We start from the raw sequence: 13991 nt of genomic DNA on the forward strand, positions 1-13991 counted from the left end.
CGGCTCCTGAGGAGTGTTCGAGGAAGGTTCGACTCGAACAGTGTGAGCGGACGCCTCCCCGGGCGCAGCCGATTTTCAGGCGGCCCGCCGGCCCTGCTCCTCCTTCTCCCCCTTGGTCACCGGCACCTGAGGACCGTCCGTCTCCCGCAGCCAGCGGCGCAGTACCCGGTGGACGTGCTCGGCGCCGGTCAGCTCCTCACCGTCCTCGACCGGCGGCGAGAAGGCGACCGGGGAGAGCAGGAACGGCCGGCCCTGCGCGCCGCCGAGTCCTCCGTGCGAGCCGATCTGTTCCTCGAAGGCGAGAACCTCGCCGTCGGCCGGGTCGTGGAAGGAGTTGACCATGATGTCGGCGGTGTGCGGGAAGGAGTGGGTGCGGCGCACGGCGTCGGCGGCGCCCGGCCCGAACGCCTCCAACGGGCCCGGTTTGTCCTCGAGTTGGTCGAGCGGTATCTCGGCGCCGTACGCGCCCAGCACCACCCCGCCGTGCTCCTCGCTGCGGACCAGCAGGAAGCCGACGCCGGGATGGTTGGCGAGGGTGGTCAGCAGCGCGGGATGGCGGGCGTCGATCTCCTCCTTGCTCATCCGGTGCGGCACGTCCGGGAAGGAGACCAGGCCGAGGTTGCCGGAGGCCAGCACGAGCGGCTCCGAGCGGCGGCGGGAGGGGCGGTGCTGCTCCTCGCCCTCCTCGACGGGCCGGCGCAGCGCCGCCCGCACGGCCGCGCGGGCCTCGGCCCCGCTGTGGGTGCGCTGCGCCCTGCGCGGCACGGGCAGCCCGCAGCCGGCCCGCACCAGATCGCCGAGGCCCAGGCCGTAGCGGGCGCGGAAGGTCTCGCCGGGGCTCTGGCCGTGGTCGGACAGGACGACGATGTGGTACGGCCGCGGGGCGTGCTCGGCGACGTTCGCGATCAGCGCCAGGGCGCGGTCGAGGCGTTCGAGGACCTTCTCCGCGTCGCGGCTCGTCGGCCCGGAGTGGTGCGCCACTTCGTCGTACGCCACCAGGTCGGCGTAGACGGCGGTGCGGCCGGCGAGCATGTCGCCCATCACCGCGGCGACGACGACGTCCCGTTCGACGACGGTCGCGAAGGCGCGGACGAAGGGGTAGAGGCCGCCGCGGGCGACGCGCGGGCGCTGCTTGCTGACCCTGGCCCGGGTGGACTCGCTTATCTCGCGGCAGACTTCGGCGACGAAGGACATGGCGGTGCGCACGGCGTTGGCCGGGTCGGAGAAGTACGCGAAGTAGCCGGCCCGGGACCTGTTCTCCCGGCCGCGGCGACGGGTGGCGATCGACAGCACCAGCGCCTGCTCGCCGGCGCCGCCGCTGAAGAGGTTGCCGCGGCTCGCGCCGTCGGCGGTGAGCAGGCCGCCCTCGCCGGTGCGCTCGACGGCCCGGCGCTGGAGTTCGGCGGCGCTGGTCGGCCGGTTGCAGACCATCACCTCGCGGGTGTCCTTCTCGTACCAGCGGAACGCCGGGACGTCGTGATTGCTGCCGTGCAGGATGCCGAGCTGGCTGGCGCCGGTCTGGCTGGACCAGTCGGTGCGCCAGGGGGTGAGCCGGTGAGTGCTCCCCAGCCACCGCGTGACGGTGGGCATCACGCCCTTGCCGACCGCGGCCAGCAGTACGTCGTGGCCCACCCCGTCGAGCTGCAGGAAGACCGTGCCCGGGGCGGACGGGCCGGGCGGCAGACGTCTGCGGCGGCGGTCGGCGAGGCGGTACAGGCGCCGCCGGTACGCGTCGTCGTCGCGCACGGCCAGGGCGGCGCCGGTCGCGGAGGCCACGGCGGACATCACGGCGGCCACCACCACGGCCGTCTCGGGAGCCGCCTCGGCGCTGCTGGCCGGATTGAGCCGCAGGGCGACCAGCAGCAGCGACCCGTTCAGAACGAAGACGAGCAGGCCCAGCACCAGCGCCGGAACGAGCAGCAACAGCCGTACGAGCAGCGGCCAGACCAGGGCGGACAGGACACCGAAGGCCCCGGCGCCGAACGCGGCGGTGACGGCGATGTGCGTGGCGCTCTCGCCGTCGGCGGACTGCAGGCGGAAGTCCGGCAGGATCCCCGCGAGCACGAGCATGGTGACCGTGGAGACCGCCCACACCGCGACGCTCCGCCCCATCTGACTGGCGGCCCGCCGCCAACGCCCGCCACGCACGCCCAGCCCACCTCACGTCCCGGCCCGTCGTCGGTGCGGGCCCGTACTTCAGACTGTCACACGGGTCGGACAATCCGGTCCGCAACCGGCAGCGGGGGCTCAGCGCCCGTCGTATCCGGCCGTCGGCATCGACAGCCGCCGGTGCACCCGGGCCTTCATCTGGGCGTCGTAGCAGGGCTCCTCGAACCCGACCGTCTCCACCCGCACCCCGCGCCGGGCGCACTCCGCGGTGAACTCCTCGACCGACGACAGCGCGCGCTCCAGCACCCGGCGGCTGGGGGCCACGAACAGGTCGATCCCCGGCCGGACGCCGTCCCACAGCACACAGTGGTCGGCCCGCACCCCCCGCACCAGCAGCTCCCGGCTGACGATGTAGCCCCGCTCGGCGGCCCAGCGGGCGCACATCGCGTGCTGGCTGCGCGAGTCCACCAGGAAGGGATCGTCGTCCAGCTCCTGCAGCGGCGTCAGACTCGCGATCGCCGTGACCCGCACCGATCCCATGGCGTCCCCCTCACCTCCGGGTTTCGGCGCCGACCCTACTCCTGCCCGTAGGCTTCGGGGAGTCGCGCGAAGGAGGCAAAGGGGTGCCGGTGGAGATCACCTGGTGGGGTCACGCGACCTGTACGGTCGCGGACTCGGGCGTACGGCTGCTCACGGACCCTCTCTTCGCGCGCCGTCTCGCCCATCTCCGCCGCCGTCGCGGGGCGCTGCCGCCGCCCGGCGCCTGGCGCGCGGACGTGGCGCTGGTGTCGCATCTGCACGCCGACCACCTGCACGTTCCGTCGCTGGAGCGACTGGCGGAGGGCACACGCCTGCTGGTGCCCCGCGGCGCGCCCCGGGCCGTGCCGGGACTGCGCCGGCTCACCCATCTCCTGGTGCGCGAGGTGGCGCCCGGGGACCGCGTGACGGTCGGTGACGTGGTCGTACGGGCCGTACCCGCATGGCACGACGGGCGAAGGCTGCCGCTCGGGCCGCATCGCTCGCCCGCTCTCGGCTATGTGATCGAGGGAGAGGCGCGGACGTACTTCGCCGGGGACACGGGGCTGTTCGACACGATGGAGCAGGAGGTCGGACCGGTCGACGTGGCGCTGCTGCCGGTGGGTGGCTGGGGACCCTACCTCGGCACCGGGCATCTGGACGCGGGGCGGGCGGCCCAGGCGCTGGCCCGGCTGGCGCCGCGCAGTGCTGTGCCGGTGCACTACGGCACCTACTGGCCGATCGGGATGGACGCCGTGCGCCCCCATGAATTCCACGCGCCCGGTGACGAGTTCGCGCGCCTCGCGGCCGAGCACGCGCCGGATGTCGAGGTGCACCGGCTCGGGCACGGGGAGAGCGTGCGCCTGGAGGCCGCACGGTGACGTGGCTTGCCGCTACGGCGGCGATCGTGCCTCCGGAGTCGACCCAGCGGGCGATCGGCTATCCGTCGCTGTTTCTGCTGGTGCTGTTCGGGGCGCTGGTGCCGGTGATTCCCACAGGGGCGCTGGTGAGTTCGGCGGCCGTGGTCGCCTTTCATCAGACGGCGCCGTTCGCGTTGGCGCTGGTGTTCGTGACGGCGTCGCTGGCGGCGTTTCTCGGGGATGCGGCGCTGTACTGGCTGGGGCGGCGCGGGATGCGGTCGAAGAACGGGTCGCGGTGGCTGGAGGCGATTCGGGCGCGGGCGCCGGAGGAGCGGCTTGCGCAGGCGCAGGGGAAGTTGGCGGAGCATGGGGTTGCCGTGCTGGTGTTGTCCCGGCTGGTGCCGGCCGGGCGCATTCCGGTGATGTTGGCTTGCCTGGTGGCCGAGTGGCCGTTGCGGCGGTTTGCGCGGGGCAACTTGCCGGCGTGCCTGGCTTGGGCGGCGACGTATCAGGTGATCGGGATTCTGGGGGGTTCGCTGTTCCCGGAGCCTTGGGAAGGCGTGGTGGCGGCGGTTGCGTTGACCGTGGTCATCAGTGTGGTGCCGAGTGCGTGGCGGCGGGTTCGATCCGCCGGGTGACGGTGTGTTGCGGGGCGCGGGTGAGGTGGCGTTGATCGCGCTCACGCGGCGGAGCCGCACATCGGCACAGCCCCGCGCCCCTATGGGGCGCTACAGGACCCGGGAGGCTCCCACGGGGAGGTCCCACAGGTCATCGCGGGCCAAGCCTGCCTTCTCCCAGGCCGTACGCACCCGCGTGAGCGGCTCGAGGACCGGTTCCGCCGACAGAACGAACGTGCCCCAGTGCATCGGGGCCATCCTGCGCGCACCCAGGTCCTGGGCGGCCCGTACCGCCTCTTCCGGGTCGCAGTGGACGTCGCTGAGCCACCAGCGGGGGTCGTAGGCGCCGATGGGGAGGAGGGCGAGGTCGATGTCCGGGTGGCGTTCGCCGATCCGGGAGAACCAGTGGCCGTATCCCGTGTCGCCCGCGAAGTAGACGCGTTGGCCGTCGGGGGCCGTCAGTACCCAGCCGCCCCACAGGGAGCGGCAGGCGTCGGTGAGGGTGCGCTTGGACCAGTGGTGGGCGGGGACGAAGTCGAAGCGGACGCCGCCCAGTTCGGCCGCCTCCCACCAGTCCAGTTCGGTGACGGCGGTGAAGCGGCGGCGGTGGAACCAGCGGGCGAGGCCTGCCGGGACGAACACCGGGGTGGTGCGCGGGAGTCGGCGCAGGGTGGGGGCGTCCAGGTGGTCGTAGTGGTTGTGGCTGATGACGACCGCGTCGACGGGCGGCAGGGACTCCCAGGGGACTCCGACCGGGGTGATGCGGGCGGGGGTGCCGAGGATGCGGCGGGACCAGACCGGGTCGGTGAGGACGGTCAGGCCGCCGATCCGGATGACCCAACTGGCGTGTCCCGCCCAGGAGACGGCGACGGTACGGGCGTCGACGCGGGGCAGCGGAGCGGGTTCGAAGGGGAGCCGGGGGATGTCGGCGAGGCCCTCCCGCCCGGGGCGGACGGAGCCCTCGCGGGCGAAGCGGGCCATCGCTTTCAGGCCGGGCAGCGGGGCGGTCAGGCGGTCGTGGAAGGTGCGCGGCCACACCCGGCGCTCGCTCAGCGGGCGGGGTTCGGCGAGCGGCGGAAGGGCGGGAACCAATCCTGGCCCGGGCGCCCTCCCGTCGGCTTCCCGGGTGGTCGTACTCGTGCTCGTGGTGGTGGTCGACTCGGACTGCTGCGTCATCGAGGAGGCTCCCATCGCTGAGCGTCGTCGCGGAGATCGTCGAAGACCGACTTCACATGACTCAACGCGCGTTGCACGTGTGGCAGTTCCAACGGCGCGGGTGATGTGAGACATGCCGCGCGTTCCTCGTCCGTGCGGCCCAGCAGCGGGCCGGTGGAGAGGCGGACACGCAGGGCACCGAGTTCGTCGCCGAAGCGGTGGCCGCCCGGTGCGGGCATGCCGAGCCGGGCGGCGAGGAAGTCCTCCAGTTCCTGTGCGTCGCCGACGCCGTGCTCGGAGAGCGCGGCGCGCAGCGGGCCGAGGTCGGCGTAGAGATGGCGGCCGGCCTGCGGGGGGCGGGACAGGGTGCCCGCCGCGACGACCGCCGCATGCACGGCGGCGGCCACGCGTGCGTGCACGCGCACGGCGGCCGCCACGCGCGCGGTGACCGGCTCCGGCTCCCCCAGCGCGTACGCGGCCGGGGCGGCGAGGGGGCCGGCGATGCGGGCGCCCAGAGCGGTGAGCACGTCGAGCACGCGCGCGTGGAGGTCAGCACCCGTATCGCCTGCCGGGAAGCGGGCCACCGCGGCCGGCCAGCCGGGCGGCAGCAGCGCGCCCGCCAGGTCGGTGACGACGGTGACCTGGTCGGGCAGCATCTCGGCGGGGCTGAGCAGCACGGTGTCGTGCGGTGCGTGCAGGGTGTCGCGCCAGGTCTCGTCGCTGACCAGGTGCAGCCCCTCCCCGGCGGCGGCCTCCACGCACTCGTGCAGGACCTCGGGCGGCGCGACCGTGGCGGTGGGGTCGTCGGCGACCGACAGCACGAGCAGCCGCGGATCACCGCCCTCGGTGCGCACCCTGCGCACGGTCTCCAGGAGGGCGTACGGATCCGGGACGCCACCGCACTCGGCCGGCGTCGCCACATGGAAGACGGGTCTGCCCAACAGGCGTGCGTACGGCGCCCACCAGGCCGCGCACGGCCTCGGCACCAGGACGTCGCCGCCGAGGGCGGCGGTCAGCGCGAGCAGCAGGGCGGGGGCGCCGGGTCCGGCGGCCACGCGGTCGGGGGCGGCGGACAGGCCGCGCCGCTCCCAGTAGCCGCACGCGGCCTCGACCAGCTCGGGTCCGCCGCCGATCGGCTCCCCCTCGGCCCGTGCGGCGGCCGCGGCGAGCACGGCGGTGAGCTCGGGCGGCACGGGCAGCCCGTCCTCGGGCAGCGGCGGCCCGTAGCGGACGGGGCCGTGGCCTTCCGGGTCCGTCCGCCGCATGCGTACCTCCGCGCAGTCCCTGTGCCGTGTCCGTCGCCGTGCTCCGAGTACCCAGAGTGCCGCTGCCGCATCGGAGTGCGCACGAGCTTCGCCGATCGCCCCGGCGGGTCAGCGGTCCCAGGCGGAGTCCTTCGGCCACAGCCGGTAGGTGGCGGCGCCCAGTGCGCACGCGATCAGGAGGCCGCCGGCGACCAGGGCGGGCACGGAGTCGGAGAAGGTGCCGCCCGCACCGGCCTCCACCCCGTGGTGCATGCCGTTCTGCAGGTCGTGCTCCCGCCCGTTCTGCATGCCCGTGCCGCCGCAGGAGCGGGAGTCCGGCTCTGTGCAGGGCCGGCCTTGGTCATGGCCGCCCCCGTCGCCGACATCGCCGCCGCCGACAGCACCTCCGCCGAGATCGGCGCCCTCATCGCCGCCGGTGTCTCCCCGTCCGCCGCCACCACCGCCGTCGCCACGCCCACCGCCGCCGTCGCCACGCCCGCCACCGGTGTTGTCGCCGGCCAGACCACCGTCGCTCCCGCTCTCACCAGGCCCGGCACCATCGCTGCCGTCGCCGCGGTTCACGCGGGAGGCTGCGCTCAGCGCCTTGCCCCTGGCGCCTGGCGCCGTCGCGCAGGTGCCGTCGGCCGTTGTGGGGTTCCCCCTCCTGGCGTCGGTGTGTGAGACGGCGTCGAGGCCGGCGGGCGGCGGTCCGCCAGTGGCTCGGCAGGCGACCGAGACGGTGACGCTGCCGCCGGGAGAGACGCTGCTCGGGCCGGCCTCGGCGGCCGAGTCCGCGTAGGCGGCCGAGGCGAAGCCGAGCGTGGCACCGGCCAGGGCTGCGACGGACAGGACACGGGCAGTGCGAGGCATGGGGAGGGCTCCTTCGACGGGTGACTTCTCAGGAGCACGGAGTCGTGCCCCATAGCCCATCACAGCCCGCGCGGCGGCCAGGCGCGCGCGGCCGAGCCCCATTCGCGCTACGAGGACGGCCGAGCGGGTGACACGGCCCGCGCCCGCGCCGAGGTGTCAGGACCCGGCTGCGCAGGACCTCAGTTCAGCAGCGCGGCCAGCTCCCTCTCCAGCCCCCGCCCCCGCCGCTCGACCACCGCCCCCGCCACGTCGGACAGCTTGCGGTTGCTGCCCTGCGAGAGGCGGCGCAGCACCCCGAACGCGGCGTCCGCGTCGCAGCCCAGTACGTGCATGACGATGCCGCAGGCCTGGTCGACGAGGGGGCGGGAGCGCAGCGCGGTGCCGAGCTGGTCGAGTTCGGTGAGCGCGGCGCCGTAGGAACGGTCGCGGACCAGGCAGGTCACGGCGAAGTCGCCGAGCGCCCGGGCGGGCCCGTGCGGGGCGTCCTCCAGGGCGCCGGGCCGGAAGCTGTAGAGGCTGAGCGTCACCGCCATGCCGGAGCGCCGGAAGGGCAGTGTCACGCTGGAGCGCACCCCGGAGTCGAGCGCGAGGGCGCGGTAGTCGGGCCAGCGGTCCTCGCGCAGCAGGTCGGAGCAGACCGCGGGCTCCCCGCGTTCCAGGGCGGTCGGGATGGGCCCGTCCCCGGAGCGCAGCTGCACGGCGACGAGCGGGGCGAGGTCGGGGTGGGTGACGGCCGCGGGCCGCTCGCTGCCGCCCTCGACAACCATTCCGCTCGCTCCACAGCACTGGACGGTGCAGCGCGCGGCCTCCTCGACAAGTTCCGACAGCCGCCGCCCGGGGAGAGCGGGTTCGGTCGCCTCCGTTCCCCAACGACGGATGTGCGGCCCGGTGTCCGGCATGGTGCACTCCTCCTCTCCCCGCCCGCCTTCCCCTTCCCCCGGTCCGAAAACGGTGGTCTTGAACGGGAGTCGCGCTACGTTCGTCGCATGACGCAGACGGACGAGTTCGGGGAAGACCTTGCGGATTTTGTACGCCGCGTCGCGGAACTGAAGACGGCGCGGTCCGTGTCGGGCGGGGACCTGCCCACGGTGCTGGATGCGGCGATCTTCGAACTCGACCATGTGGCCGGTAAGTTGTGGCCCCGGTACGAGCGGCTTTCGGAGGCGGGCCCGGCCCGCACCCGCGCCTCGGCGGACCGTCAGGAGCAGCAGTTGCTGCGCACGGTGTTCCAGCGCCTCCCGCTGCCGGTGGCGCTGGTCGACAAGGAGACGGTGGTGCGGCGGCTGAACGGCGCCGCGACCGCTTTCACCGGCGTGCGCGCCGGCTATGCCACGGGCCGCCCGCTGACCGGTTTCCTCACCCACGCCGACCGGGCCGCGTTCCGTTCGCAGGCCGCGGCGGTGGCCCGCGGCGAGGGCGACCGCAGTCTCACCGTCCACCTCCAGCAGCAGCCGTCCGTCCCGGTGCACGCCACGCTGGCGGCCGTACGCCCGGGCGGCGAGCCCCGCACCACGGTCCTGGTGGTCCTGCAGCCCGGCGGACCCAGCGTCCCCGCCGCACCGGCGGACCCGCCCGCACGGCAGCTGCCGGACCTCGCCGAGACCACCCGTCACGCGGCCGTGATGGACCTCCTGGACGCGATGACCACGGCCCTGCTCACCACGGACCGGCAGGGCGCCCCGGAGGCGGCGGCGCGGGTCCTGCACGGCAGGTTCGCCGACTGGGTGATCGCCGACGCGGGCGTGGACGGCCTGTCGCGCACGACCGTGCTGGCCCCGCCGGACGCGAACGCGGCCGCGCTCGAGGGGCAGGATCCGGCCGACTGCCCCCTGGTCGTCGAGACGGCCCGGACCGGGTCCCCGGCCCTGCAGATCCGACCGCCGGACCCGGACGCCTTCGGCCTGACCACGACGGGCGCCCCCGTCCTCGTGGCGGCGAATGTCACCTCACTGCTGTGTGTGCCGCTGAAGGACGGGAACGCCTTGCGGGGTGTGCTCACGTTGTTCCGGTGCGGGCCCCGGCTGGCGTTCTCGATGGCGGAGGCGCAGGCGATGGACCTGATGTCGCGCCATCTGGCACTGGCTATGCGGCCTCGCGCATGATCTGGTCCCGCATCCGCGTGCAGCAGCGGCTGATCAGCCGTGACACATGCATCTGAGAGATGCCGAGCTGCTCGGCGATCCGGCTCTGCGTCATGTCGCCGAAGAACCGCATGTACAGAATGGCCCGCTCCCGTTCGGGAAGCGCGGCCAGCCGGGGCTTGACGGACTCGCGGTCCACGACCGTGTCCAGCGCGGGGTCAGGCGAGCCGAGGGCGTCGCTCAGCGAGTAGCCGTCCTCGCTGCCGGGCAGTTCGGCGTCGAGTGAGAGCGCGGTGAAGCTCTCCAGCGCCTCCAGTCCGACCAGGACGTCCTCCTCGCTCATGCCCGCGTGCTCGGCGATCTCCGCGACGGTGGGCCTGCGGCCCGAGATGGTCTGGGAGAGGTCCTGGCTGGCGAACCGGACGCGGTTGCGCAGGTCCTGGACCCGGCGCGGTACGTGCAGGGTCCACATGTGGTCGCGGAAGTGCCGTTTGATCTCGCCGGTGATGGTGGGGACGGCGTAGCTCTCGAAGGCGTTGCCGAGTTCGGGGTCGTACCGGTCGACGGCCTTGACCAGGCCGAGGGCGGCGACCTGCCGCAGGTCCTCGAAGCTCTCGCCGCGGCTGCGGAAGCGTCCCGCGAGCCGTTCGGCCATCGGCAGCCAGGCCTCGACGACCTGCTCGCGCAGCGTGTCGCGCTGCTGGCCCGGGGGGAGCTGGGCGAGCTTGCGGAAGGCCTCGGCGGTGTCCGGGGCGTCGTCGTGCGGGTGGTGCTTCGCGCTCACTTTGGTGGGCATGGTGCGTCGCAACTCCCTTGAGGGTGCTCTGGGGTGGACGGTCACCGTGGGAGTGCGGCCGCGCGTTCGAGACAGGCGCGGCCTGGGCGGCTCAGGGGCCGTTCCCACGGACGTGCCTCCTGTCCGAAGCACTGGAACTGCGCCTGCCCCGGGCCCCGGGCCGCAAACACCCCCGGATGTTTTCCGGTGGCCCACCGGGTGACTCGGCCCGCAGACGACTGCTGTCCGATCACGTCAAGGCCCGGGAGGTCGACATATGAGCACCAAGGTCTCCGACCACGTCCTGCAACGACTGCGCGAGTGGGGTGTGGACCATGTCTTCGGCTACCCGGGCGACGGCATCAACGGCCTGCTGGCCGCCTGGGGCCGGGCCGAGAACAAGCCTCGTTTCGTCCAGTCCCGGCACGAGGAGATGTCCGCGTTCGAGGCGGTCGGCTACGCCAAGTTCAGCGGCCGTCTCGGAGTGTGCGCGGCGACCTCGGGGCCCGGTGCGATCCACCTGCTCAACGGCCTCTACGACGCCAAGCTCGACCATGTGCCGGTCCTTGCGATCGTCGGCCAGACGCACCGCACGGCGATGGGCGGCTCGTACCAGCAGGAAGTCGACCTGCACACCCTGTTCAAGGACGTCGCCTCGGACTTCGTGGAGACGGTGACGGTCCCCGAGCAACTCCCGAACGTCATCGACCGCGCGATCCGCACCGCGTACGCCCGCCGCGCCCCCACGGCGGTCATCATTCCCGGCGACGTCCAGGACCTGGACTACTCCGCGCCCACGCACGAGTTCAAAATGGTGCCCTCCAGCCTGGGCCGCAGCTCCTGGACGGCGGTTCCGTCCGAGGAGTCCGTCCAGCGGGCGGCCGAGATCCTCAACTCCGGTGACAAGGTGGCGATCCTGGTCGGCCAGGGCGCCGCCGGGGCCCGCGCCGAGGTCGAGCGGATCGCGGAACTGCTGAAGGCCGGCGTCGCCAAGGCGCTGCTCGGCAAGGACGTCCTCAGCGACGAACTCCCTTACGTCACCGGCTCGATCGGCTTGCTGGGCACCCGCCCCTCGTACGAGCTGATGCGGGACTGCGACACCCTGCTGACCATCGGTTCGTCGTTCCCGTACACGCAGTTCATGCCGGAGTTCGGCAAGGCGCGCGGGGTGCAGATCGACATCGATCCGCACATGGTCGGGATGCGCTATCCGTACGAGGTGAATCTCGTCGGCGACGCGAAGGCGACCCTTCAGGCCCTGATCCCGCTGCTGAGCGAGGACCGCGGGCGCGAGTGGTACGACCAGGTGTGCGCGAACGTGACGCGCTGGCGCGAGGTGATGGGGCGGCGGGCGGAGCAGTCGGCCGATCCGATCAACCCGGAGTACGTCGCCCATGCGCTGGACCCGCTGCTGCCTGCCGACGCGATCGTCAGCTCCGACTCCGGCTCGGCGGCCAACTGGTACGCACGCCACCTCACGATGAAGCCGGGCATGCGCTCCTCGCTCTCCGGCACGCTCGCGACGATGGGCTGCGGGGTGCCGTACGCCATCGGCGCGAAGTTCGCGCACCCGGACCGGCCCGCGATCGCGCTCGTCGGGGACGGTGCGATGCAGATGAACGGCATGGCGGAGCTGATCACGGCCGCCAAGTACCGGGATCTGTGGGAGGACCCGCGGCTGGTCGTGGCCGTGTTCAACAACCACGACCTCAACCAGGTGACCTGGGAGATGCGGGCCATGGAGGGCGCTCCGTCCTTCCTGCCCTCGCAGGAGATCCCGGACGTGCAGTACGCCGCGTTCGCCCGTTCGCTGGGCCTGACCGGCATCCGGGTGGAGAAGCCGGAGGACGTCGAGGCGGGCTGGCGGGCCGGCCTGGAGGCGGACGGTCCCGCGGTGATCGAGTTCCTGACCGACCCGGCGGTCCCGCCGATCCCGCCGCACGCCACCTGGGAGCAGATGGAGGCGACGGCCGCCTCGATCCTGAAGGGCGACGCGGACCGCGGCTCCATGATCAAGCAGGGTCTCAAGGCGAAGGTTCAGGAGTTCCTGCCGGGGAAGCAGAAGCAGTAGCCCCTGTCGTGTTGAACGGCGCTGAAGAGTTCAGTTGCGCACGAAACAGTTCAGTGGTCAGTTCAGTAGCGCGGTGAACTGTTCAGTGCCGAACTGCCGTACTTGACATCGTGGTGCGGCTGATACTCCCGGACGTCACGCCACGGGGGCTTGCGGAACACGCTGGGCACCCAGCGGCCATCGGCGCCATCGGCGCACCGTGCGGGCAGGAGCAGCGCTGGCCTTCTCGGCCGGCCGGGTCCCCTCCCGTGACGGTGACGGGGCCACGATGAGGGCTCACCGCTGTGCCTGAGCTCAAGGCGAATGGAGGCATTGGCCGGGGACATCTGTCTGGTCCGTCGGGCGTGAGCAGCGGCAGCAGGACTTGGTCGATGAGGCGCCGCGTGGATCGGATCACGCAGGGATGAGGTGACGGCCCTTCGTGCGAGAATGCCGATCTCGGGAACACGTGTAACCGTCAGACGCACGCCGTCCCCTTATCTGTTGGAGGGGCCGGGTCAAGTCCGTCTGGGCATGGTGATGGGCAGTGTGGTGCGTGGCTGGCCCAGCCTTATCTCGGTGCGCAGACGGCTTGATGGTTGTCTGGCGACATGATGATGGATGGGGTCGGGCTCACGGGGTGCGGCCTCTCGGTCTTTTGAGGCCGTGGGGTGGCACGAGGCGGCCGGGCAGGGGACCTGCGAAAGCCGGCCACGGGCATCGTGGAAGTCGGGCGGGGTCGCGCACCGGGCGCCGGGGACGTCGGGCCGGGATGAGTGCCTGGTGGCCCAGTGCATGCGGCACGCTCCAGCCGCACTCCCGAGATGGACAAGATCGCGCCGACAGACGCCGCCACCGGGCACGACCTGACGCTCGACGCAGCTGTTGCCCTGGTCAGCCGCCATCACGGAAGTCCCCCAGCCCGCTGAGGATGGGATCCAACCCAAAGGGGAAGACCTCTTCGACAAGCACCGGCAACGCCTCCGCGATCGAGTGGACAGCGGGGAACCGTGCCGGATCCACGCCCCGGAGGGCAGCGACCGACACCTCGTTGCGCCGCCCACCGGCGCCGTTCTCATGGTTGAGCTGTATCGCCAGGCCACATACGTAGCGAGCCAGCGTCACATACGCGCGTGTGGCCAGTGAGGCCTCGAATCCCGCCTTGAGCAAAACCGCGACACAGCGCCCCCGCAGCGCCATCGCGTTGGGGCCGACGGGAATCTGCTCGGCCAGCAGCCGGGCAGCGTTCCCGTGCCGACCCAAAGCGCGGAACATGGCGTGTGCCACCACCGCCAGAGACCACTGCCAACTCGCCGAGGCCAGTTCTCGATCGTCCAGTTCGACGAGGCCGAACGTGTGGTCCACGACCTGCGCCACGAGCTCTGCCCGGTTGCCGAAATGCCGGTACAGCGTCGCCGTACCCGAGCCCAGGCGCTCGGCCAGGGCCCTCATCGACAGCGCCTCCGCTCCCTCCTCGTCGACGATCCGCAGCGCCATGGCGACGATCCGGTCCGGTGGGACCGCCGGACGACCGGCAGGGCGGCGCACGAACTGATCCATCTCCTCGCTCAAGACCACCGTGGCCGTAACACGCGGGGGCTTCCACTTGACACGAAACTATATCGGTAACAGTGTATCCATTATGAGTACCTGGTCCGAGCCCCAGCCTGATTCCCGGTTCGTCGAGGTGGACGGCCTGCGGATCCACTACAAG

General features: G+C 72.5%; 12 protein-coding genes. 4 read left to right on the forward strand and 8 right to left on the reverse strand.

All coding sequences use genetic code 11. The features are described from left to right. Positions 1-75: 75 nt before the first annotated feature. Together ACFY1U_RS14750 and ACFY1U_RS14755 are read right to left on the reverse strand one after the other, a co-directional pair. Positions 76-2112: a phage holin family protein gene (locus tag ACFY1U_RS14750; protein ID WP_390694536.1), complete on the reverse strand. Its 2037-nt coding sequence runs from the start codon at positions 2110-2112 to the stop codon at positions 76-78. Between the two features lie 135 nt (positions 2113-2247). Further along, entirely contained in the window at positions 2248-2649 is a 402-nt protein-coding gene (locus tag ACFY1U_RS14755; protein WP_390694486.1) for a hypothetical protein, read from the reverse strand. A gap of 83 nt (positions 2650-2732) precedes the next feature. Here ACFY1U_RS14755 and ACFY1U_RS14760 point away from each other — a divergent pair, with 83 nt between their 5' ends. Both ACFY1U_RS14760 and ACFY1U_RS14765 read left to right on the forward strand, forming a co-directional pair. After that, a complete protein-coding gene (locus ACFY1U_RS14760; RefSeq protein WP_390694487.1) occupies positions 2733-3506 on the forward strand; it encodes an MBL fold metallo-hydrolase in 774 nt (257 codons plus the stop codon). Then, positions 3503-4123, forward strand: coding sequence for a DedA family protein (locus ACFY1U_RS14765; protein ID WP_390694488.1), 621 nt, complete (start codon positions 3503-3505; stop codon positions 4121-4123). Before ACFY1U_RS14760 ends, ACFY1U_RS14765 begins: the two co-directional genes overlap by 4 nt. A gap of 90 nt (positions 4124-4213) precedes the next feature. Here the strand turns inward: ACFY1U_RS14765 and ACFY1U_RS14770 are convergent, their stop codons facing one another. From ACFY1U_RS14770 to ACFY1U_RS14785, 4 genes are all read right to left on the reverse strand, one after another. Continuing rightward, on the reverse strand, positions 4214-5278 hold the full coding sequence (locus ACFY1U_RS14770) for an MBL fold metallo-hydrolase (protein WP_390694489.1): 1065 nt from the start codon (positions 5276-5278) through the stop codon (positions 4214-4216). Further along, positions 5275-6522 carry an aminotransferase class I/II-fold pyridoxal phosphate-dependent enzyme gene (locus ACFY1U_RS14775; protein WP_390694490.1) on the reverse strand — a complete coding sequence of 416 codons (1248 nt, stop codon included), beginning with the start codon at positions 6520-6522 and terminating at the stop codon, positions 5275-5277. The genes ACFY1U_RS14770 and ACFY1U_RS14775 overlap by 4 nt, the downstream gene beginning before the upstream one ends. A gap of 108 nt (positions 6523-6630) precedes the next feature. Continuing rightward, a complete protein-coding gene (locus tag ACFY1U_RS14780; protein ID WP_390694491.1) occupies positions 6631-7371 on the reverse strand; it encodes a hypothetical protein in 741 nt (246 codons plus the stop codon). Positions 7372-7550: 179 nt separating this feature from the next. Continuing rightward, positions 7551-8270, reverse strand: coding sequence for an ANTAR domain-containing response regulator (locus ACFY1U_RS14785; RefSeq protein ID WP_390694492.1), 720 nt, complete (start codon positions 8268-8270; stop codon positions 7551-7553). Between the two features lie 87 nt (positions 8271-8357). Here ACFY1U_RS14785 and ACFY1U_RS14790 point away from each other — a divergent pair, with 87 nt between their 5' ends. Then, positions 8358-9473 (forward strand): PAS domain-containing protein, encoded by a 1116-nt coding sequence (locus tag ACFY1U_RS14790; protein WP_390694493.1) that lies wholly within the window; start codon positions 8358-8360, stop codon positions 9471-9473. Here ACFY1U_RS14790 and ACFY1U_RS14795 read toward each other — a convergent pair. Continuing rightward, the gene (locus ACFY1U_RS14795) at positions 9454-10248 is read right to left on the reverse strand and encodes an RNA polymerase sigma factor SigF (protein WP_390694494.1); all 795 of its coding nucleotides are present in this window, start codon (positions 10246-10248) and stop codon (positions 9454-9456) included. The genes ACFY1U_RS14790 and ACFY1U_RS14795 overlap by 20 nt on opposite strands. A 256-nt stretch (positions 10249-10504) precedes the next feature. Between ACFY1U_RS14795 and ACFY1U_RS14800 the strand changes: the two genes are divergently transcribed. Continuing rightward, positions 10505-12298, forward strand: coding sequence for a thiamine pyrophosphate-requiring protein (locus tag ACFY1U_RS14800; RefSeq protein WP_390694495.1), 1794 nt, complete (start codon positions 10505-10507; stop codon positions 12296-12298). A gap of 873 nt (positions 12299-13171) precedes the next feature. On the opposite strand, the gene ACFY1U_RS14805 is transcribed toward ACFY1U_RS14800, so the two are convergent. After that, entirely contained in the window at positions 13172-13837 is a 666-nt protein-coding gene (locus ACFY1U_RS14805; protein ID WP_390694496.1) for a TetR/AcrR family transcriptional regulator, read from the reverse strand. Between the last annotated feature and the right edge of the window lie 154 nt (positions 13838-13991).

This window comes from Streptomyces sp. NPDC001351 (assembly GCF_042896045.1).
GTDB lineage: Bacteria > Actinomycetota > Actinomycetes > Streptomycetales > Streptomycetaceae > Streptomyces.

What these genes read in the sequence shown, in the direction of transcription:
- ACFY1U_RS14805 (WP_390694496.1), bottom strand. Translation starts at nt 13,837, where the DNA reads ATGGATCAGTTCGTGCGCCGCCCTGCCGGTCGTCCGGCGGTCCCACCG.
- ACFY1U_RS14785 (WP_390694492.1), bottom strand. Translation starts at nt 8,270, where the DNA reads ATGCCGGACACCGGGCCGCACATCCGTCGTTGGGGAACGGAGGCGACC.
- ACFY1U_RS14795 (WP_390694494.1), bottom strand. Translation starts at nt 10,248, where the DNA reads ATGCCCACCAAAGTGAGCGCGAAGCACCACCCGCACGACGACGCCCCG.
- ACFY1U_RS14800 (WP_390694495.1), top strand. Translation starts at nt 10,505, where the DNA reads ATGAGCACCAAGGTCTCCGACCACGTCCTGCAACGACTGCGCGAGTGG.
- ACFY1U_RS14750 (WP_390694536.1), bottom strand. Translation starts at nt 2,112, where the DNA reads ATGGGGCGGAGCGTCGCGGTGTGGGCGGTCTCCACGGTCACCATGCTC.
- ACFY1U_RS14790 (WP_390694493.1), top strand. Translation starts at nt 8,358, where the DNA reads ATGACGCAGACGGACGAGTTCGGGGAAGACCTTGCGGATTTTGTACGC.
- ACFY1U_RS14755 (WP_390694486.1), bottom strand. Translation starts at nt 2,649, where the DNA reads ATGGGATCGGTGCGGGTCACGGCGATCGCGAGTCTGACGCCGCTGCAG.
- ACFY1U_RS14775 (WP_390694490.1), bottom strand. Translation starts at nt 6,522, where the DNA reads ATGCGGCGGACGGACCCGGAAGGCCACGGCCCCGTCCGCTACGGGCCG.
- ACFY1U_RS14770 (WP_390694489.1), bottom strand. Translation starts at nt 5,278, where the DNA reads ATGACGCAGCAGTCCGAGTCGACCACCACCACGAGCACGAGTACGACC.
- ACFY1U_RS14780 (WP_390694491.1), bottom strand. Translation starts at nt 7,371, where the DNA reads ATGCCTCGCACTGCCCGTGTCCTGTCCGTCGCAGCCCTGGCCGGTGCC.